The sequence below is a fragment of the Candidatus Methylospira mobilis genome (assembly GCF_009498235.1).
Taxonomy (GTDB): domain Bacteria; phylum Pseudomonadota; class Gammaproteobacteria; order Methylococcales; family Methylococcaceae; genus Methylospira; species Methylospira mobilis.
Map to the genome: position 1 here is coordinate 4,194,830 of NZ_CP044205.1, position 22,014 is coordinate 4,216,843.

Annotated in this window: 19 protein-coding genes; all 19 read right to left on the bottom strand. The window is 50.2% G+C overall.

Features of this window, described 5'->3' with window-relative positions; genetic code table 11:
* Positions 1–20: 20 nt before the first annotated feature.
* Complete coding sequence (locus F6R98_RS19170; protein WP_153250436.1) at positions 21–737, bottom strand: transaldolase; 717 nt, start codon at positions 735–737, stop codon at positions 21–23.
* Positions 738–871: 134 nt separating this feature from the next.
* On the bottom strand, positions 872–1,471 hold the full coding sequence (locus tag F6R98_RS19175) for an SIS domain-containing protein (protein WP_153250437.1): 600 nt from the start codon (positions 1,469–1,471) through the stop codon (positions 872–874).
* Positions 1,468–2,172, bottom strand: a complete 705-nt coding sequence (locus F6R98_RS19180; protein WP_153250438.1) for a nucleotidyltransferase family protein — start codon at positions 2,170–2,172, stop codon at positions 1,468–1,470. The genes F6R98_RS19175 and F6R98_RS19180 overlap by 4 nt, the downstream gene beginning before the upstream one ends.
* Entirely contained in the window at positions 2,172–3,155 is a 984-nt protein-coding gene (locus F6R98_RS19185; RefSeq protein WP_153250439.1) for a GHMP family kinase ATP-binding protein, read from the bottom strand. The genes F6R98_RS19180 and F6R98_RS19185 overlap by 1 nt, the downstream gene beginning before the upstream one ends.
* On the bottom strand, positions 3,139–4,140 hold the full coding sequence (locus F6R98_RS19190; RefSeq protein ID WP_153251154.1) for a Gfo/Idh/MocA family protein: 1,002 nt from the start codon (positions 4,138–4,140) through the stop codon (positions 3,139–3,141). The genes F6R98_RS19185 and F6R98_RS19190 overlap by 17 nt, the downstream gene beginning before the upstream one ends.
* Before the next feature lie 5 nt (positions 4,141–4,145).
* Positions 4,146–5,003, bottom strand: a complete 858-nt coding sequence (locus tag F6R98_RS19195; protein WP_153250440.1) for an SDR family NAD(P)-dependent oxidoreductase — start codon at positions 5,001–5,003, stop codon at positions 4,146–4,148.
* Positions 5,003–5,959: an NAD-dependent epimerase/dehydratase family protein gene (locus F6R98_RS19200; RefSeq protein WP_153250441.1), complete on the bottom strand. Its 957-nt coding sequence runs from the start codon at positions 5,957–5,959 to the stop codon at positions 5,003–5,005. Before F6R98_RS19200 ends, F6R98_RS19195 begins: the two co-directional genes overlap by 1 nt.
* Complete coding sequence (locus tag F6R98_RS19205; RefSeq protein WP_153250442.1) at positions 5,956–6,480, bottom strand: GtrA family protein; 525 nt, start codon at positions 6,478–6,480, stop codon at positions 5,956–5,958. Before F6R98_RS19205 ends, F6R98_RS19200 begins: the two co-directional genes overlap by 4 nt.
* 2 nt (positions 6,481–6,482) lie before the next feature.
* A complete protein-coding gene (locus F6R98_RS19210; RefSeq protein WP_228124969.1) occupies positions 6,483–7,415 on the bottom strand; it encodes a glycosyltransferase family 2 protein in 933 nt (310 codons plus the stop codon).
* Positions 7,416–8,015: 600 nt separating this feature from the next.
* Positions 8,016–10,391 carry a hypothetical protein gene (locus F6R98_RS19215; protein WP_153250444.1) on the bottom strand — a complete coding sequence of 792 codons (2,376 nt, stop codon included), beginning with the start codon at positions 10,389–10,391 and terminating at the stop codon, positions 8,016–8,018.
* Positions 10,392–10,397: 6 nt separating this feature from the next.
* Positions 10,398–12,416 (bottom strand): hypothetical protein, encoded by a 2,019-nt coding sequence (locus tag F6R98_RS19220; RefSeq protein ID WP_153250445.1) that lies wholly within the window; start codon positions 12,414–12,416, stop codon positions 10,398–10,400.
* A gap of 152 nt (positions 12,417–12,568) precedes the next feature.
* On the bottom strand, positions 12,569–13,420 hold the full coding sequence (locus F6R98_RS19225) for a glycosyltransferase family 2 protein (RefSeq protein ID WP_153250446.1): 852 nt from the start codon (positions 13,418–13,420) through the stop codon (positions 12,569–12,571).
* On the bottom strand, positions 13,417–15,075 hold the full coding sequence (locus F6R98_RS19230) for a glycosyltransferase family 4 protein (RefSeq protein ID WP_153250447.1): 1,659 nt from the start codon (positions 15,073–15,075) through the stop codon (positions 13,417–13,419). The genes F6R98_RS19225 and F6R98_RS19230 overlap by 4 nt, the downstream gene beginning before the upstream one ends.
* Positions 15,068–16,231 carry a class I SAM-dependent methyltransferase gene (locus F6R98_RS19235; RefSeq protein WP_228124970.1) on the bottom strand — a complete coding sequence of 388 codons (1,164 nt, stop codon included), beginning with the start codon at positions 16,229–16,231 and terminating at the stop codon, positions 15,068–15,070. The genes F6R98_RS19230 and F6R98_RS19235 overlap by 8 nt, the downstream gene beginning before the upstream one ends.
* 227 nt (positions 16,232–16,458) lie before the next feature.
* Positions 16,459–18,408 carry a glycosyltransferase gene (locus tag F6R98_RS19240; protein ID WP_153250449.1) on the bottom strand — a complete coding sequence of 650 codons (1,950 nt, stop codon included), beginning with the start codon at positions 18,406–18,408 and terminating at the stop codon, positions 16,459–16,461.
* Between the two features lie 9 nt (positions 18,409–18,417).
* Entirely contained in the window at positions 18,418–19,575 is a 1,158-nt protein-coding gene (locus F6R98_RS19245) for a class I SAM-dependent methyltransferase (protein WP_153250450.1), read from the bottom strand.
* A 118-nt stretch (positions 19,576–19,693) separates the two neighbouring features.
* On the bottom strand, positions 19,694–20,473 hold the full coding sequence (locus tag F6R98_RS19250) for a PIG-L deacetylase family protein (protein WP_153250451.1): 780 nt from the start codon (positions 20,471–20,473) through the stop codon (positions 19,694–19,696).
* Between the two features lie 11 nt (positions 20,474–20,484).
* Entirely contained in the window at positions 20,485–21,552 is a 1,068-nt protein-coding gene (locus tag F6R98_RS19255) for a hypothetical protein (RefSeq protein WP_153250452.1), read from the bottom strand.
* A gap of 77 nt (positions 21,553–21,629) precedes the next feature.
* Positions 21,630–21,875 carry a hypothetical protein gene (locus tag F6R98_RS19260; protein ID WP_153250453.1) on the bottom strand — a complete coding sequence of 82 codons (246 nt, stop codon included), beginning with the start codon at positions 21,873–21,875 and terminating at the stop codon, positions 21,630–21,632.
* Positions 21,876–22,014 lie beyond the last annotated feature (139 nt).

The following is a 22,014-nucleotide window of genomic DNA, read 5'->3' on the forward strand; positions in this document are numbered from 1 at the left end:
TTTCCGAAGAAGTGCGGCACTTAGAGTTTAAATTCCGCGTCTACCGCATCGCGGTAAAACATTTTGACCGTATCGAGCGAGAACTCATCCAGGTCATAGCCGACCAAAGACAATTTTTTAAGAATATCGTTTGTTACGGTGATCACCTGACAGCCAACCTGATCCGCCTGAAAAATGTTCAGCAACTCGCGCGGACTGGCCCATATCAGTTCCGCTAGCGGATTTATCTTCAGCAACTCCACCGCAGCCGCCATTAAAGGCACCGGGTCGCGCCCGGTGTCGGCGATACGTCCGGCGAATACCGATACGTAACTGGGGACTTCCGGATCCAGCGCAGCAACCACATCGCGCACCTGAGACAGCGTCATCAGTGCGGTTACATTTAATTTGATTTTTTTCGCGGCCAGTTTTTTCACGAGCGCATAACTGGTTTCCCGGCAGGTATTGGTCACCGGTATCTTGACGTAAACATTATCGCCCCAGCCTGCAATTTCCATTGCCTGACGCTCCATTTCAGAGAAGTCGTCAGAAAAAACCTCAAAAGACAGCGGCTTATCTTTTATAGAGCCAAGTATCGATTTGCAGAAAGCCCGATAATCGGTGATGCCGGCCTTTTTCATCAGCGTCGGATTGGTTGTCAATCCCTTGATGTAAGACTTGGCGTACATCTCAAGCATGCCCGCCTCGTCAGCACCATCGGCGAAAATCTTCACACTCAGTTCTTCAATTTTTTTCACTACATTTCTCCGGGAATACGACAAATGATTTGTGCAATCGCGCCTAATGACCTCGAACGGAAATCGGCATCTTCGGGCTGTTCCTCATCGTAGCCATATTCGTAAAAGATGCTTTTTGCAACAGCCGCGCTGTATTACTTGACAGCCGATTCCCATTTCGTCTGGTTCGCCTTGAGTTTGGGATGCGAAACAAGCAGATGCCATACCACCGCCTGAAACGCTTCCGAGTGCGGCGTGATGTTATCGATATTCACCGTCGGCACGATGACGCAAGCATCGGCCACCTGCCCGGTGTATCCTCCGTCGCGGCCCACTACGCCCGTTACTTTGGCGCCCACGGATTTGGCGTATTTCAGCGCCTCCACCAGATTCGGGCTGATATTTTTTTCCAGATTCCCGCCGCCCACGGAAAGTATAAACAGCGCGTCTTTCGCCGTCAGCTTGCTTATTTTCAGCCATTCGACAAAAATCGTGGCCCAGCCCTCATCATTGGTCCGCGCCGTCAGCTCCGATACGTTATCAGTCGGCGCATAGGATTCGATCCCGACTATCTTGCGAAAGTCATTCACCGCATGGGAACAATTGCCGGCACTGCCGCCAACGCCCAGAAAGAAAATCCGCCCGCCATCGATTTTAACCACGGCCAGCAGATCGGCCACTTTTTCAATAGCGTCTGCGTCGATTTTTTGAATAATCTCAACGGCCTCGTTCAAATGCTGCTGTGCGTAGCTCATGCTTCACCCTTCTCTAAAAAATAGGTTTCTGTTTCTTTCAGGCCGTTATGCGAGCCTATTTCGTAAAAACGCTCATGTACCTCGTAACCGGCAAGCTGTCCATCAAGCGAAAGCGCGTGGTAGACCTCAGCCAGATCGAACGCCTGCCCGTCGGGGTAGCTGTCCAGCACCTTACCGGCAAGCACCCCCAAGCCATAATCGATGTAAGCCATGTCCGGTTTCGGAGCGTGCTTATTGTATTCCACCAGCTCGCCTTCGCGGTACAGAACGTTGCTTTTATCCCAGCGATCTCCATTTTCAAGCACCGTCATCAATGCGGTTTTGTTGCTTGCGAAAAACGCTTGCTCAATGGGAGCAAACGCTACCGGCAGAAACGAATCGCCGTACAACACAAAAAAACGCTCGCCAAGTAAAGGCAGGGCCTGCTTCAGCGCGCCTCCGGTTCCGAGCAGGACAGGTCCGTCCGGTGAGTAAGTAATGTCCAGGCCGAATTTAGAGCCGTCCCCGACGATCGCCTGTATCATTTCGCCCAGGTAGCCTATGCACAATACAATACGCTGCAGTCCCTGGGCGCGAAGATAACGCAACTGCCTGATGATAAACGGCTCTCCCGCCACATCCACCAAGGCTTTGGGAATTGTTTCGGTAATCGGGCGCAAGCGGGTCGCCAGTCCGCCGGCAAGGATGGCTACCGGCAGCATCAGGATGACATCACTACTTTGGCGCCCTCGAAATCGAAGCGAAAACGCACCTCCTCCAATCCCGCCCCCGCCATGGCGTGGCGCAATTTATTCCGGTCGTGCGCCAGGAACATCAGGAATCCGCCACCGCCCGCTCCGACTAGTTTACCGCCTACGGCGCCGTTTTTCATACCCAAATCATACCAATCGTCAATTTTGGGATTGCTCATCCCACCCGACCGGCGTTTCTTATGCTCCCAATGCTCGTGCATCAGCTCGCCGAACAGCCCGGTATTCCCGGACTCCAAGGCTTCCTTGCTGCGATATCCCAGATCTTTTACATAATGCAGATTGTTTAGCATATCGCTATCGTTCTTTTGAGAGCGCACCTGCTGATCTTTCAATATTCCGCTGGCGCTACGTGAAAAACCGGTGAAAAACAACAACAGGTTGTCCTCGAGATCAAACATGGTGTCCATGTTTATCCCCAAGGGTACGGCAGTCACTTTGTCGTCTTTATGAAAGGTAAAACAGGTAACACCACCCACTGCGGCGATATACTGATCCTGTTTGCCGATCGGTTCGCCAAGTCGGTCTATTTCAATATGGCATGCCAGTTCCGCCAGCTCTTCCTGATGCAGGTGGCGCTTGCGGTGAGTGTATAACGCCTTCAGCAGCGCGGTGGTAAAACTCCCCGAAGACCCCAGGCCGGTACCCGCGGGTATATCCGCCAGAGTGGTTATTTCCACTTGCGGCGTTTTAAAACCCAGCATATGCAGGGCTTCACGAATGATGGGGTGTTTCACGTCGCTTATTTGCTCGACGTGCTCGAGCTGCGAATACTTCAGATAAACGCCTTCCGTGAACGGCCTCATTACATTGACATAGACATATTTGTCTATCGCGGCGGAAACCAGGAACCCTTCATGATCGCGATAATAAGAAGGCAGGTCGGTGCCGCCCCCGCCAAGAGTGATGCGTAACGGACTACGCGCTATGATCATAACCCGACTCCTTGTAAACTGCCTGGACCACTGTCAATGCTTCATACGCGTCGCGCAGCCCGGCTGCCGGATTGCGGTCCAGACGAATATCCTGATAAAACTCGGCTATCTCTACTGTCCAGGAGTCGTCTCCCATCGGATATTCCCACGAGCTTGTTTCCGGCGGCCCCATTTCCGGCAGCATTTTGTAATAAGTCAGGCGCTCCACACCGTAGCTGCCGCCCAGACCGGCTAAATCAAGCTTGCCGTTCCGTCCGTATATTTCCATCGAAAACAGGTTTTTCCATTCGGTACATGATGCGTGCAAGAAAGCAACCTGCTGCCTGGGCGTCTTGAGTATCATGAATCCATTGTCATCGACCGGCATATCCCAGTAATAGGTATGGGCGAAACCTTGTACTTCACTGAAATCGCCAAGGAACCAGCGCGAAAGATCGATCAAATGAGGTCCCTGATCGATCAATTCGCCGCCACCGGAAAGTGCCGGATCCGCACGCCACTCCTTGTCGTAACCGATTCTGGCTCCGTGTCCGTAGCGCGCCCGGATGAACATCAGATCGCCCAGTTCACCGGAATCGACGATCTCTTTAGCCTTGCGCAGGGCTCTATGATAGCGGTGATTAAAACCCACATGCACTTTGATATCATGCTCTTCAGCCGCTGCAATCACCGGCTCCAGTTCTGTCGGCGATCGCGCCGCCGGCTTTTCGACAAGGACATGCTTTCCGGCCTCTATAGCTGCCAGCGTAATAGAAGCGAGCGAATCATGCAGTGTGGCAATCATCACGATATCCACTTCCGGCAACGCAATCAGCGTGCGCCAATCGCTAAAGACCCTGGCTTCCGTTCCTTTTGCCAGGTTTTCGGCTCGCTTGACGTCTATATCAGCGCACGCAACCAATCGTCCGCCGTTACCAAGGGCTTTGGCTCGTTTTTGTCCGATCAAGCCGCACCCTACAATACCCACTCCAAACGGTTTATCCACGTTACTCACTTATCCCCCCAGGTAAATCCACGGTCCCGTCCGGCAATCCGGCGCAATGTATAAGCGTCGCTTGCAGACAGTTCATCCAGATGCTCAGGCCAATGCTGCCAGTCGTCCCATACGGCGCTGATCAGTTTACCGCTGATACCCCGACTGACATCCGACGCAAGAAACAACGCCAGATCGGCCACCCTGTCCATGGATGCCCCGCCCTCCGCAAACACCTTGCCGGCAATAGCAAATTCACGCTCACCCGCTGCTTCAACGCCTTTTTCCAGAACTTCGCCAAGCATGGCGGTCTGCATGGCGCCGGGCGCAATGCAGTTAACACGAACATCCAGACTACGGCTTTCTTCCGCCAGCGTTTCGCTGAAGCGAACCAAGCCTGCTTTAGCCGTAGCATAGGCGGTAAAGTTTGCTCGAGGACCGGTGGCGCCTCCCCCTGACAGATTAATGATGGAGCCGCCGCCGTTTTCATGCAGTACGGGTACGAACGCCTTGCACAAGGCAACAGGCGCAAGCAAGTCTACTTGCATCGTCCGCACCCATGAAGAAAAGTCGTTTTCCCATAGCGGACCGATCGGCCCTTGAAGGGCGGCATTATTGACCAAGACACTCAGTGGAGAAGAAAAGCTGTTGACTCGGGTTATTAACTCATCTACCGATGACGGATCGGCCAGATCACAGATCATAAGTAGAACCTGTTGCCCACTCCGCTCAGGAAGTGATTTTGCAAGGTTTTCCAAATCCGATTTGCTACGCGCTGCAAGATAAAGACTGAAACCCGCCTCCCAGAACCGGCGGGCCAAAAACTCGCCCAAACCCCGGGATGCGCCGGTTATTAGAGCAAACTTAATATTCATTAACGCGCTCCGAATACCCACTCATTGGCTTGCAAATACTCAACGGTTTTTATCACGCCATCTCGAATACCGAACTTCGGCTTCCAGCCCAGCGACTGAATTCTTTTCGTCTCCAGAAAAATGAAAGGATTATCGCCTATCCAGCCACGGTCTCCGCCGGAATAATCCAACTGAGGCTTTACTCCCATTTTATCGCAAATCCAGCCGATAGAATCGTTTACCTCGCAATACCCATCGACACCCAGATTAAAAATATTGACTTTATCCGTTGCCTTATCCATAGCCAGCAGGATTGCGTCTATGCAGTCCTGGACGTAAAGGTAGGATTTACGCTGTTTTCCGTTGCCCAGTACGGGCAGACGCGACGGATCGGCCTTTAATTTCTGGTAGAAGTCGAATACATGCCCGTGCGTATAACGTTCTCCTAGGATGGAGACGAAGCGGAAGATCCACGACTGGAAACCAAATCCTTCGCAGTAAGCGGCAATCAGCCCTTCTCCTGCCGCTTTGGAAGCTCCATACAGCGAGGTCTGCACGGGAAACGGTCCGTCTTCCGGCGTAGGTATGACGGTAGCTTCGCCATAAACTGAGCCGGTTGAAGAAAACGCTATTTTCTTGATGTCGTTGGCGCGCATGGCTTCCAGCACATTGTAAGTAGCAATTGTGTTTTGCTCCAGATCCTTGCGCGGATGATCTGTGCCAAAGCGAACATCGGCATTTGCGGCCAAATGAATAACCTTTTCCCCGCCGGCAAAAGCGGATTTCAATTTGTCGAAATCCAGCAGGTCTATTTCCTGCAGCCGAAAACCGGCATGGGACACCGCGCCATCAAGAAATCGGCGCTGACCGGTGGAGAAATTATCGACGCCTGTTACCTGATGACCGTCGGCCAACAGGCGATCTACCAGATTGCTACCGATAAAACCGGCGCATCCCGTAACTATAAAATGAGTCATAGCAGTCCTCGTTGCTTAAAAATCCAGAATTTTCCGGAAACAAAGGCTATGCCGATCGTAGCAACGATGGAAAAAAAAGTTCCCACGTAAGGAGCGACATTAACACCCTCAATTCTGGAAAATAATTCTCTTATAAAGGTCGTAAAATAGGAAACATCAAGTTCCGGGAAAAGCGCCTCAGTGTAGGACTGCAGCTCGAACGTTCTGCCTTTGGCGCTGATAACTTCCATATAAGGTGTAAAGTCAAGATACTCTACCGTTGACGCTGTCACCACCATTGTCACTATAAAATTAACAGCTACGATGGTCATATAGCGTCGTACCTCATCGAATCGAGGAACGCCTCGCAATTGAAATGTAAAATATCGATTCGCCAGAAAGTGGAACATCACGGAAGCGATATAAGCAACGGCAGTTGAAAACCGGTACTCGAAACCCAGCGACTGTAAAAATAGCGCCAGCACTACGAATTGAACAAGTGCCGAAATACCTCCTACCAAAAGGAAGCGCAAAAAGCTCATAATCAATCAAAGTTGGTTTTTTTATCAATTATATACATGGGCCGCCGTTTTACTTCATCGTAAATCCGACCGACGTACTCGCCTATCAGCCCAAGCCCCAGCAACTGCACGCCGGCAAAGAAACTTACCACCAATACCGTAGTGGGTAGTCCGGGAGTTAATTCGAATCCGATCAGCTTTTGAATTACATACCATGCACCCAGCAGGAAACTCAGGCCTGCCAGAATGAAACCGCCAATCGACATTATAAATAATGGCTGCGAACTAAAGCTGATCAGCCCATTCAACCCTATCTTGAGCGAACCGGTCAGACGATTATAGTTGCCCTTGCCGGCATAACGTTCGTCGCGATCATATTCAATAAAGGCTTGCTTGAAACCCACATAGGCAACGAGACCGCGCAGAAATCCATGCGTTTCATTCAACTGGCGCAACTCTTCGATAACCCTGCGCGTCATAATACGAAAATCGCCCGTATTGCGCGGAATCTGAACATCGCTGAACTTGTTAATCAGCGAATAACCTGCATGCGCGATTATCCGCTTAATTAATGTTTCGCCTTTACGCGAACGGCGTTTGGCGTAGACTACCTCATAGCCTTCCCCTAGCTTGGCATACATCTGTTCGATCAGCTCCGGCTGATCCTGAAGATCAACATCAATCACTACACAGGTGTCGCCGGAACAACCGAGAATACCGGCCATGGTTGCCGCCGGCTGGCCGAAACGTCTCGAAAATACCATCAGTTTTACATTGGGATTGCGGTTTATCTCTTCGAGAATAATTTCCTCCGTCCGGTCAGGAGAAGGATCAAGAGCAAAAATAACCTCGTAACTTTTACCCATCCGTCCAAAGACGGCTTCCACTCTTGCCAGAAACGGGCGTATATTGGCCTCTTCTTTGTAGACCGGGACAACTATAGAAATATCAGGCACAAACTCACCTACAAATTTGTTGATTCAACCATAGATTGAAAATTAACGCAATAAAGCTTCCTGGGTTAACAGCACACCCGCTCGCGGAAGCTTATAGCACGAGATGACGGGAATATTCAAATCTTTTATAACTACATCAGTCATGCCATTAAGCATTGGCTCAACCATTAAGACTCAACTACCCCAGGGGAACTCTGGAAGCTGGGGTATGCCAAGGGTAACTCAGCAATATGGCAGCTTGCTTCAACTGCACTTCTTAAGAAAAGACATTTGTTACCGGAACAATATCAAGAGCAATTTCTTGCATTATCGGCCCTTCCCCGCAGCCATCACCGGCATAAAGAGCCGATAAGCCGCGTTCACTATCGATATCAATTCCATTAGAACCTCCATTTTCTTTTGGCAGCTACATTACGCAACCAGCAACATTGATATGATCATACCCAGTAATATCAGACAACCAAACACAGCCAATCCATATATAATGAAGCGAAGCATTTGGCATACTAAAACAACCAAGAAGCATTTAATATCGACTCTGCGACCGCAGTTCCTGCGTCATTTGATTTGTTTTTCGCCCCGTTTTTAGCATTGCCTTTTTTAGTCGCGATCTGATGACGGGACTTCTGTTAATTCTCCAGGAAAGCGTGTCGCCAACGGATACTTACCTTCCAATGTATCAGTAATACTGTTTACGCCCAATGGATCGTCCATTCGAATGTCATTTAAAACCGTTTCAGCCTCAACAAGTGCGTCATTACATGTGATTGCCATTTTCCATGTAGACCCGATACGTACGCTCACGGACACTTCAAGTTTATTACCCGAACAAGCAGCCCCTGGCGTCATTATAACGGCGGGTACTCCCCATTTATCGTAACGAAAACGCACAACCGATTTATCGAATTTTACAGTGACCAGACTTGCATTTCCAGGAGCGCCTGAAATCCATATCGGATACCATGTTTGTGCATCCGTATTTTTATCGACCCGAAGTACCATTGATCGACTGGCTATTGTTCTTGATGCCAGATCAAGTCGACGGATGTCAGCTTCATTACTCAAGGAATAAAGCCAGAAGGTATCGGTGCCGGACAGGAATGAACCCAGCTTTTCCTTGATGCCCACGGCGGACACATTTTTCCACGATATCCCAATTACAGGCCATTTTATTTTCGTATCTCCAAGGGATCCCATCCCGGCATTTCCGGCTCCGGACTCCGAGCTTGGGTTCATGGACCAAACTATATTTTTTCTCGCATAATAGGCAAGCCACTTTCCACGCCAACTTCCAGCATACATCTCATTATCATACCACCAAATATAGATCCGCTTTTCCTTCAACTGAGACAATGCCGCTCGCATTTTTATAAAATTGTCATCGTTAAGCAGATAAGCGCCGCCTCTCGCGCTGCTCCTTACGGTTTCCGGCTTTATCGAGGCGTAAGCTATTCTATTGGTAATACCAAGACTCATACAGACAAAAGCGATTTGAAAATAGATAAAGGCCTTCCCATTCCGACGGATAGACAGCCACTCAGCTATTCCACAGACCGAAAAAAAGATGATCAAAGGCCATATGGTTAACAAGAGTTTAAAAAACGGGTAGTGATAGTTTTTTTCAATAGTCAGCTTTCCCAGCAGCTCCAGAAATAGAGGAGCCAAGGGCATGCACATGATCAATACAGTGAACAGCTTACCCGTGGTCATCGTTTTACGACATCGCGACAGGAGGAAAAATAGAGCCGCCAAGATAACAAGAACCGAAGCACCCGCAGCAATATATTTTAATAGAGCCGAATACAATGGACGTTGGTGACCTATCCAGAGACGGGCCAGACCTTCCAGACTGAACGCCCATGGATAAATAATACCCAAGGCGCTGGAATCACTCGCCGTTGCTCGTTTCATAACAAATATTGCGCCTTTAATATAGCCAATATTAGCGCAGACACCGACAGCAAACATGCATAAAAGTGATAATATCAAGAACAACGGGTTACGGCTGAAATAATTTTGCTTAAGGGCTTTCAGTTTCAAGGTTGGGCCATTTCCTTCCTGAAAACAATATGTCGCAAATGATACGATGCCGGTTATCATCACTAAGGCTGTAATGAGTTCGGTATAAATTGCTGCCGTGACGGTAAAAAGCAATCCCGCCAGCACACTCGCATGCAGCTTTCGCCTTGTCAGCATGTACGAAATTGCCAACGGCCAAAGAAAAAGATACGGCATCGATATCATCTGCGAAAAAAAACATTCGAGATGTACGCTGGCTATCGCCGGAAAAACAGAGGCAATGACCGCCGCAGGATAAGCAAAACGGCGCTCGATTCCCCAACCGGCGGACAATAAAAAAACCGAGTAGAAAACCAGCATCGGACCCAACAGTATCGTAGCGCCGAATGTCTGTTGCGCATCCGCACCTGCTGTTGCGGTTATAAACGCATGAAGAACCGTCTGTCCTATACGATCATGCTTGAAATATTGCGCCGTACGGAGATGTTCCTGTATATCAATCGTGGAACTATAAGGATAATCCAAAAAAAACTGCGCTTGGGAAACATAGTTGTACATGTCAACCCAGCCATAACCATAATAATTGCTTACTCCGGATACAAGCAGCCCGGACCCATGAACCGCATAAACCCCCATCCCTGTAAGTATCAGTTTCCAGGGGACTTCGGCATTCGCAAGGGAGTATCCGTTTTTCCCTATGGAAACCACAGCGACCAGCACGACGCAGACCCAAATCAAAATGGCCGCATATTGAATACGAACGTCGAGATAGAGTAAATTCTGACAAACAAGGATAATTGCGCCGGCCCCAGCCAAAGGAGCGCATGCCCAAAGCTGTTCTGAAGTGTGGTTAATTTTGAGATAACCGGCAAACGGAATCGCAACGCAAATCCCGATAATGAATACGCTCGTTACCGCGATAGTGAGTACGGTTACCGTTTGCAATACTTCTATCATTGATTGCTATTTAACCATATGTATTTTAATTCCGGCAAGAAGGGTTCTGGGGTCCCCGTTCTCATTCGTTACAACATCGCCCGCATACTCCAACCGGAATTTAAGCGTGGTTTTTCCTGGCGACAGACGCACATCGACCGTATACATTCTTGCAGATGGAGATGCATCAAATGTGAGCAGTCTACCCTCGGTACTTTCGACGATTATCTGTGGATAATTTTTTACCTGACCGCCCACGCTGGGTCCGGCGACTCCCTCAAACTCAATATGCGCCGTTTCAGTTAGAGACGTTGTCAGCACGACCGTTACCGGTTTGCGATCAAGCCAGAAAAACGGCAATCCTCCGTTTTTCTCCCGGCCATTGGGGGCATTGATTTCAATACCAGGCGGTTGTTGCTCAATTGCTCCTCTTATCAATTTTAATGAATCGCCTCGCCATACTTCTTCACCCTGAGTAAACCTTTCTGCGTCCGTCAGCAAACATTGGATTTCCCCTCCGGCAGGAGTATTACTTCGAGCCATTAATGCCCGGACATGCGGCTGATCCATATAGCCGTGAAACTCGGTATATATAGCCTTGACGTCACGCAATTGATAAACCAGCCAGGCATTAAGCGTTACGTCAAATACGGAAACCTGTACCGCGCACTGGTTTTTTAAAATTGAATTCCTGGCTTCGCGCGTTTCTATTGCCGTCTTATATTTGTATTCCCTAGTCCACATGAACTGCTGTTTCAACCATATTCCGATTGCCGTGACAAGTAATGCGGCGACTATGACCCTGCAAACAGAAAGTTTGATGGTATCGAAGCCGGAAACATAGTCCCAAATATTTTTTGCGCCCGCGGACAAAACTATCGCTATAGCCCACCAGCCAAGCAAAAGTATCTTGTAGGCGCCGTAATCATAATGTTTCGATACAATCATCACCGTGAACAGGGCGCCAATGACCAGCAAATAAGTGATTATGGAGTAATTTTTTTTTATAGCTGCTCCATACACACCGGTGAAGGTGATAGGCAGCAACAGGATACCAACGCCAATTTTAAAGCCATTGTCGCCTAATCCCCACATCGCACCCCAGATACGCGTGTAATTCACCAGACCTGGCATCATCCCTTCGCCCGGGCGGCCTGTTATCTGTCCGGCATCGGACAACTGTTGCCCGAAATAGCGCACCACATCCTTGAGATAGGGACTCACTATCAGCAATGCGAGTAAAGCTATCTTTGCGTGTGTATAAAACCGGGCGCGCTTATTGGTTGCTGTTTGTCCCACAAAATCGTCCATAGCCCCAGCAATGTAAGCCATAACGATGAGCGGGGATAGTTCAGGATAAATATAAATGCTTGCCGCAACCAATATCGCCGGCAGCACCACTTTTCCTGTCCCATGGAAATTTCGGTCGGAACCCAGCGCAAAAAGCGCGGGAGCCAGCGGCAACGCAAGCAGATTATCGTAATTATTGGCATGCAGCGCATGCGGTAACCAGCCTCCCGTCACCCCCAGTAACACAGCAAGCGCAACAGGGACATTCAGGTCGCGCTGATTGGCGGTATGCGCCGCATAAGCAAGAGCTAACGCAAAACTGAAAATTGAAATTACCAGCAGCGCTCCTACCGTCATTTGGGTATCGACGCCGACTGACCACGGTGGAATCAGTACCCCCAGCATAGCGCTCGCGACATAGCGGGTACCGGATAAATGCGAGGCGTACTGATACAATGGAGCCAGGCCTCCCTCGCTTCCTCTCGGGTAATGGCGCAGATATTCGCCAAAGCTCGCGTACGACCACCCGTCCAGCGCCGAACTGCCCAGATAATCAGAAAACCCGTACCAAAAGTATCCGGCCGACACCCATGCTGTCGCCGCTATGGCAGTCAGCAGGATATCGCCCCGTCCGTAGTCGATAAAAGCTGAGCGGACATGCATCGCCCCATATACGGCGGTCACCAACCACAACAACCACAATGTGGAAGTAGCGCCTTTGTCGAGAGGAGTTCCATGCTGCACATATAACGCCACAATAATTCCGGATATAGCGAGCGCAGTAGAGGGTGCAAGGAGGAGACGCTGCCGCAATTGCCTTGTTCCACACAAATGCAGCAAACCAAGCCCGCTAAGCGTGGCAAAGCTGATAAGCATGAAAAAAAGTACTACGCACGTCATAAAATGCGTCATGCATGCAGCCATTTTCTAATTTGACCCAGCATCCCGGGAGAAAGCGCGTGATTCCAGCGTAGTGCGGCGCCTACGCTGCGCGCGCTGAGACAAACGGTTCTGGATATTAAATATTTCCTTGGCGCATAATCATCCACTACCGCATGCGCATAATTGAACAGCCAGCGGTCCGGCACCTTGCCGAAAAGTTTTTTGAACATATCGTTGATTTCGCTATGCACCTTGACGCGAGCTCCCAGGGTTTTGTTGTCCGCATAGAGTCTTGACCCGGCAAGCTTCTCTTCGAGATAGCCAAAGCGTACCCCGGCCTTTCCCAGCCGCAGCCAATATTCGTAGTCCATGCAGTAATTCAAGGTTTCATCAAGCGGGCCATGCTGATCGACCACGCGCCGCCGGAAGAACAGCGCCGGCTGGCAAATGAAGCAGGTAGACTGCAGCCGTTCGAAATCCCAGGGCTCTGTCGGATAGCTTTCGAAAGCCTTATCATCAAGATCGATATGGTCCGCTCGGCCGTAAACCACATCGATCTCGGGGTGCTCCGCAAAGTAGGCCGCCACGCGGGCGACTGCGCCCGGATAGTAAATATCGTCGGAGTTAAGCCAGCCGATTATTTCGCCGTCGGTAGCCTGAATACCTTGATTCACTGCATCCGTTTGCCCGTTGTCTTTCTTCGACACCCACCGGAGCGAAGAGCCGTATCCTTGCAGTATATCTACCGTGTTATCCGTACTGGCGCCGTCGAAAACCACGTATTCAATTTCAGTGTCTTTCTGAGCAAGCACGCTTTGTATCGTGCGGTCGATGAATTGCCCTTGATTATAGGAAGGAGTAACAATGCTGAACTTCATACGTCGGTTTTCCCGGAAAACAACACCGTTCTTTCTCCGTCGGCAAGCGCAATACCACAGCGTTGCATTATGCACGATAGCACGCGTTGATCATCTCCATGCGCCTCGTAGGAAGGAATATATGGCGGAGAAATCGTAACCTTATACCACCCTCCGCCGGATTCTACGGGCAACGATAATTGTGCGCCTGCTCCGCGAGCGATTATGAGCGGACTGCCTAGCGGTGTATCATTCCGATAACCCTGAACGGTAAGACGCGTCTCAGGCAACCATTTGGGGGCCAGGAATTCAATCTCGAGTGTTCTCGCACCAGCTGCGGCGGCTATCTGTATATTCAGGGCGGGTGAACACCAGCCGTCTTCATAAACGCCAATCAACTGATTACCGTGTTTTGCATTGGTTAACGCGAACTGGAAGCATTCCCAGTATTGCCTGGTCATGAGCGCGGAGTCTGCAAATTCTGCCGCGCGTTGCAATCCAGCCCGGACCAATCGCTCACGCAGCACTTCATTTTCCGCCAGAGTAACCATGGCCTGCGCAATTTCATCCGGAATGCGCGGGTTAAAGAGTATAGCTGCTTCGGATGCGACCTCCGGAAGAGAAGTCGTATTACTGCACGCCACCGGAACGCCTGCGGCCATGGCCTCTATGACCGGCAAACCGAATCCTTCGTAAAGAGAAGGGAATACAACGCCCAGGCACGAGCTTATCAGGGCGCCCAGCTCCGCATTCGGTAGATACCCTGGAAAGATGACGCGATCATGTAAATGCATCGCGCGCACCGATCGTTTCAACCATTCCTGCCGCTCTCCCGGCGCACCGGTGCACACCAGCTTGATATCCGCCGCCAAACCTTGAGCGCATGCCATGCCGAAAGCAGTGATGAGCATTTCGTGATTTTTATGCTTCCAGAAGTTGGCAGGGTATAACAGATATTTCTTTGCGCCAAGGGCATGGCGTGACAGTATGTCGCCGTCATCTCCGCCTTGCTGCGCAATACGCTGCCCCATGCGCAGATAAACGGTGGAGATGCGGGATGGATCCAGGTTGCCGTGTTTCAGGGCGGATTCCCTGGCATAATCCGATATCGCAACCAGTACCGTCGCTCGACGACAGGCATCGTTAAAAGTACGGTCGCGCTGGGCGACATCGGCTTCGGCAAAAAAGTCGGGATAGGTTTTGTACTGGAGATCATAAATCGTGCTGACCACCGGTATCCCCGGCTCGAAATAGGTAGGAGCGGTAAAGGGACAAAAGAGCAGATCAACGTTCATTTCACGCAACATTGAATTGAAACCGGCAGGAGACGGAATCGTACTCAATTTGTAGCGTAGACGGTTAACCACCCGGCGCACTCTACCTGGAAAAATGGACAGAAGCCTGCGTGCGAACGACTTGAAACGTTTACCGAGCTGGTTGGGAGCCACGGGTTCTGCTGCGGGCCCCACAACCATCAAGCGCCGTACGTTGGACCGATCCAAAATTTCCAGCTCTTCGTGCGCTGCCGCTTGCGTAAGCAATATAAACCGGGTTTGCGGTGCCATTTCCGCCAGATGACGCAGCAATTCCAAAACAAAAATCTTGGCCCCTCCATTTTCCCCGCCGGGAAGAACGGGGGTTAAATCCACCGCGATGGTATTCAGCCGTTTATTCATCGGGAGTTACAACCCATTCTGCTAATTTATTGACTTCCGACCAGCCGGCTAATCCGGCCAACCGCCTAAAAATCGGGCGCGCGAACAAAGCGCGCAACCCGGCAACGAGCGATTCGATCTGCTCGCCGCGCGCTACGCGTTCAGCTTCAATCTTCCTCAGCATCGACGTGAGCGTTTCGATTTGCTCTCCTCGTGCAGCTCGATCCAGCTCAGCACGTTTCAGCATCGACGTTAGGGTTTCGATCTGCTCACCCCGCGCGGCGCGATCAAGCTCCACATCTTGCAACATCGACGTAAGCGCTTTCACTTGCAGGGCCCGCGCCATCCGGTCAGCTTCGGACTCGAACAGCTTTCGTTCGCTTTCCAATTCGCGTGCGCGCAGATCGAGCAATGCCTGAATGTGCCGTCCATCGGGCTTACCCAACAGCGCCGAATCAATCTGCTCGGGCGTATTCCCTTGAACAGGTATCCTGCTTACCACGAAAAACATATCGTACTGAGCAAACATTGCCGACTCAAACGCTATATAATCCGCGCCGAGCCGGTGGAAGAACTCCGTAATGGACGGTTTACTGAACAAATAAAGGTGCTCGTCCATCATCAACTGACTCAAAAACGGACTTCCGTTTTCGACGAGATCGTCATACTGCATATTCGTCCTGAACTGCGGCGTCTGAATAAGCAATAGACCGTCCGCTTTCAGCAGATGCAGACAATGAGCCATCGTTGCTGCCGGGTCGGACAGATGCTCCAGTACATCCATCAACACAATGACGTCAAGGCTGCCGCGCGAAATATCGAGATTCTCTATGGGTCCGACGAAAACCGGTATCCCAAAAGTTTTTTGGGCGTAATCAACAACCCAGGGACTCATTTCGACCCCAATCGCATCGTATCCGGATTTGTTCAACAAAGCGGTGAATCCGCCATGCGAACAGCCCAACTCCAGTACTTTTGCCGGAAACAAGCGATATTTGAACAGTGTATTGAGCCAATGTATGCAGCGCTCGCTGATATCATTGCGGGAGCGTTCATAAATATCCGGCAATTCAAGATCATTGCACTGGTGCTGCAGCCAGTATTTTTTCCCATAAAAATCGGTCTCGTCATCACGCACCAGCGCGTGATCGGACGAAAGTTTTTGGAGAGAAATCAAGGTACCGCAAACCCGGCATTCGCCATAGCCCGACCCAAAAGGAATAAGGTCCGAGCTTCCGCACCAACAAATTGTCATGTTGATTCTATCATGAATGGCGGACGGGAAACATTACAGCCCCTAAGCGTGATTGATTATGATACTGCGTTGCCATGTTCCTTGATTCAGTTACGATTTACTTCTCCCCGGATGAAACTTCGGCAAAATCAACGCTAAAATCGGGTCGATCAACTCAGTAACGTTTGCCAGCGGACGACAAAGGCTTCCCTGGAAAAATCCAATGCACGGATATGCGCATTTTTCCTCATTTCATCCATCAACCCGAGATAATCGAATATCTTACGAGTCAGATCAACCAATCCTGCCTCCGACTCATAGCAGAAGCCGCTCCAACCGTGCCGGACGATATGCGCGGGACCTCCGTTGCCCGCCACCAACGGTATTAACCCTGCTGACATGGCGTCGACCACGCTGACGCCAAAATATTCGCACTGTTCCGGCTGAGCGGCTGCATCTACACCAAATCCTGCTCCATGCCAGTAAACGGATGCGGTTTTGTAAACTTGCTCCAATAGATCATGCGTTGCATCGATATGAAAATAAACGGGCAAATCTTCCGCCAAACGCCGACATTCGACTAAGAACTCCCGATGCTGAGGCTTCGGCCCTACAGAGCAGAGCAGATGCAACTCCGCCTGAGCGTCTGACTCGTAAAGCCGGCGAAATGCTTTAATCAGTCTATTCTGCTGCTCGCAGCGCTCCCCGGAATAAAAACGCCCCACAGAAACAATGCTTCGGCTTCGAGACTCCCCCATGCCGAATGGGTACATCTGCGCCGGCGGGTTTATGACATGGACTGCCCTATTCGGCAAACTGTATTCCGAACATCGTTTTTCCACCACCTCCCTGATAAAATCAGAACCCACTATAATAGCTTGGTATTTCGACATCCATTCCAGCCGCAGATCATTTTCATCCGGCGCACAGAGAAAGGGAAACCGGCAATAATAAAAACTTTCCCGCCCCATTGCCTTGATGGACGGCGTTATCTCATTGCCCATCGCCACGAATACGTCAACGGATGGCTGCGCTTCGAACTCCTGGACAGTAGCGATACTCAATCCCTGCAGAGACAGCCCCAGTATCGCGGCGATTTTGGTGATGCGCAAATAAGAATACTTTTCCGGCAAGACCAAACAGACTTGGTAGCCCTTCAGTATCAATAATTCGGCTGTCGCCAGCAAAAACCGTTCGTCTTCTTCAAGGGCAATGCTGAAAGGCGTAAAAACCGCAGCTGTTGGCCGCCCATCACGCTCGGATCCTTCGATAACCGGCGGCATAATGGGCAGGGTCGTTCCGCCGTCATGCCGTCTTGTCTTAAGATAACCGCTCCATCGACCAACGAATTTATCTCGATTAATCGCCAGGATATTATTGAGTTGCAAACCATGCGTCGGATCCGACGTCGTTGCATTGGCGTAGTGAATGACACAGGACTCAGGAACGAAGTAGGTCTTAAAACCTAGCCGGTTGACCTTGAGGCATAAATCGGCATCCTCATAGTAAGCCGGCTCGTAAAGAAGATCGAAGCCGAGAGCATCTTCGAAGGTTGTTTTACGCATCAGCGCTGCGGCGGCCGAAACATAGTCGACCTCGCGACCAACATTGAAACGGGGAGAATCCGAATCCTGAAATTGGCCTATTTGAAGAGCACCGCCCTCATCGTCCAGCATGGCGCCGCATTCTTGGAGCCGATTGTCGGGATAAACGAATTTAGGGCCTGCAACACCACAATCGGCATGGTCGTTAAATGCATCCATTAGCGGCTGCAACCAGTTCGGCGTAACAATCACATCGTTGTTCATAAAAAGAACGAACTCACCCGCGGCCGTTTCAGCGCCTATGTTGTTTCCCTCGCCAAAGAATCGATTCAAGCCCAGGCGCACTAGTTTATAGCGACCGGTAAATGCGGAAAGAGCCTTAAAGTCTTCAAGCTGGCTCCCATTATCGACAACGATAATTTCATATCGATAACCCTGCGTAAACGCCCAAATGCTTTTCAGGCAGGCTATCGTCAAGTGCGCCTTATTGAAGTTCAATACGATTATAGAGACCTGCGGAGACTCTTCGCCATACCATGGCAGCGCCATATCAGGAGCACCGGTTCCAGCTTGCATTGGCAATCCTTATCTTCGTTTTATGCGGCGGACTATATTCAGCATACCGCGCAAAGGCTTGGTAATCCGCATGGAAAAAGAGGTCATGATAACTTCATTTTCTCGAAGGAGGCTTTCGGCGTATCGTTCTTTTTCCTGGATTACGCCGTTCAAAAGCTCGACCTGAACCCGGAACGCCTCAAGTTCCTGTGCCAGCACCTGGCAGCGCACTTCTGACTCATATCTGAGTGCTTCCGATTTTTTCCAATGTTCATCAATCACCTTCAGCTCGTGCTCTTTCGCCTCCAGTTCATGCTCTTTTTCTCGTAAACGGCAGGAAAGCTTAAATTCCGCCTTGTATCCATCCACTTCCAGCTTACGCCTCTCGATCTCGCCCTTGCTGAGCTGTTCCATGGCCAGACGGTTAAGGCTTACGATTTGTTCATCGCGCTGTGCTATAACCCGATTCAAATTGTCGAAATGGCGCCTGGTTTCGGTCAGCTCCAGGTAACGTTTATCCAATGTTGAAAAATAGTTGATTAATTGTTCCTTACAGGGCGAGTCGAAGCGTATCCATTCCAGTACGTTATCATGAGCTTCCTTTGATATCTGCGCTACGCCCAACCCATTTGAGTGAATAAATTCCATATTATGCGGATAGCGCGCCTTAAGTTCTTCCCAGAATTTCCAGGCGCTGCCTGACTTCTGCATGTTAATATTGCCTAGAGTCACAACGGCATCAGGAATCAACTTGGGCAGCCAGACGTCAAAAGCGCGACGAACCTCGTCATAGCTTTGCGCTCCGTCTATATGCAGCAAACCTACAGATTCATCGTCAAAACTATCGACCGCCTCATCGTACTTTACTCTCAACAGCAACGAGAAGCCGCCATAATATTGTTCGTTATGCGTTTTTACGGTGGAAAAAAAATCATTAGCGTAAAGAGCCGTCTGCTCGTCGCCGCTCCACGCATCTATCGCATAACATTTTGTCGACAGACCCGCTTCGGCAACTGCCTGACAGAAAGAAAAATACGCATTTCCTTTATCTACGCCCAGCTGAACAAATACCTGCGGTGAAATCTCTTGAATAAGCCATGATGAAAAAGCCAAATGCCCGCAGCCTCCGGGCAGATGCAAAAAGCGTGGAGAAAACGCAGCGCTGTCAAGCACGTTATTTTGATTCATTTGACTATCGTTTGAAATTATTTGTGGGTGCGTCAACCGGATTGCTGGCGTCACGAATAAAGTGATGATTCGTGACGGCCTGAAATAACATTGAAGCGCTTTAACGCGCGAGGCGTTATTATGCTGCGCCGTTACGCCAGGCTGATAGACAGGAATCCATTTCGGCCCAAGTAAAAAACCCCCTCATTTCGTAATAAAGCACGCCATCATGGGGCCTGATATTTAAACGGGCAGATAAAACAGGCTGCAGCGCCTGTTTCCCGCTGACCAGATAATGAAAAACGGCAAAAGGGAAAATGCCCATCCAGGTTACGGCCTGCGATGGGTATCCTAAACAATTACGCAGGAAACGAAAGCGATTTCCCCATGGGATTGCTGTTTCTTCGACCGGACCATTCAGAGGCAGGGGATGAAGTACCTTGAAGAACGGCCCGACGCAACCATGGGCATTATAGAGAGGGAACTGCCTGACGTAATCGGTCATGCTCCGCCTTTCGGCAATAACCACCGTGATGGCGTGGAGCACGTCATGATCGTGATGCCCCCCCTCCCAAGCCGGGACGCAGATCGAAACCACTTGAGTAAAACCAGCGAGCCAATTATCTATCCAGCCGTCGGCAGCCGCCAGATGTTCATGCAGTTTACCGTCGGGAATAGCCACCCTATCTCCGGCAAAAAACACATCCTGAGGCTGTACGCCCATGCGCTGCAAAACAGACAGCGATTCACGATTGCGCCGCTGCGGCGATACACCGTTAAAACCACCGTCGGTTAGATATGCACAACATACTCTATGGCCTTTTTCCCGTTCATCGACGATTGTTTGAAATACGCCAAACTCATCATCCTGATGCGCAAAAAGAAATAGCGCCGCCGGTTCCGTACATGTGATTTTCATTGCCCTGCACCCTAGAAATAGTCGAGATCGCCAAGGGTTAGATGCATAGCCCCATCAAGACCCAATGACTTATCCGCGCCCGCCCTGACAAAAATGGGAGTTCCGTGAGGCAGCAATTTTTCCGGTATGCCCATGAGCGGGAAACCGACGCACTTGCGCGAGTAGGCGCTGCATGGGTTTATCATCGTGAACAAGGTATCCGCTTTGGCAGCGCTAGCCTTTGCAATCAGCCAAAATCTCAATGCGACATAAACAAAAAGCGGCGCATCCGGATCAATCAGGAAATCCATCAGGACGAAATGGTTCAGACTACCGAGCTCCATTTTTCGCAATACTACATAGCCCAAAAATCGGCCTCGTCTGTCTATGCGATAAACTGTTGCCGGCCACAGCGGCGCATCATTGAACCGCCATTTCAAAAATTCATTTGTTCGGGCGAGAAGAGGTCCGGACAGACGCAGAGATTTCTCTGACAGAGTATCCAGCTCGCTATCACTAATCGGTTTTCCTGCAATTGACAAGCTCGCGGCGGAGCTGACCAAGTAAGCAGCGCCTTCGATCAGCCGACGAAATGGAGCAGTGAACCAATCCAATGCATCTATTCTTTTGCCGATAACCGAGCAAAGCAACCCGGCAAGCCGCACTGGAAAACCATAGGCCTGCAGTGAAAACGGATTTGGAAAAGCGAGCAACTTGCTGTAAAGCGGAAACGTGCGTTCGTTCGAAGTATGGAAAACCAGATCGTATTTCCCTATATTACCGCACGCCTTCGTCAGCTTGATGAAATTAACCGGCGTAGTACGATGCTCGCGGTTAATGAGCAAGTCCATTACTGAAGCGATATGGTATGATTTTACCGCTGTGCGCAAGGTACGCGGCTGAATCAGCGCGCGTCCGACTATCCGGTCATTTTCATTCAAACTGACATAACTGGAGACCCCAAAAGGCGACTCCAAATGCTTCCACCTGATATGACACGGATCGGTGGTTGTAATCGAGTCGCCATATTCCTGTTGCGACAGATCCAGATACCCTTCCATATCGGTTTCCGCGAAATTTTCGACTGATATCTGCGCCATGATTGTCATCGTGAGAACAAAAGGAAAGCCGGACTCTTATCAGTGCTGCGCTACGTTCTGCGGAACACTGTCACCAGCTAAATCAATGCGTGTTGTCTGAGGATAGCGAGTATTCTTGGCATGGAATCCGCTTCCGCCATATCGGTAATAGTCGCAATCTTCCCGTCGAAAAGCTTATCCAGAGCAACAAGAATACTCAGTTGCCCAAGCGAATCCCATTTTTCAATCTCCTCGGCTTTGGACTCAGCGCCGAGCTGCCCCGGTTTTAGCTCAAGAGCGCTTTCTACAACTGAAATAACTTCGGATTCGAGTTTCGTTGACATGAATATATATAACCTCTGCTTTCTGTTACACTGAATGGTTATTGGCGCCATTAGGTTTCGGTTCTGCATACGACCATGGTCGCATCTGCTGCGATTGCGGCAGTTTGTGCCTGCAACCGCTAAAAACCCAGCCATGTAA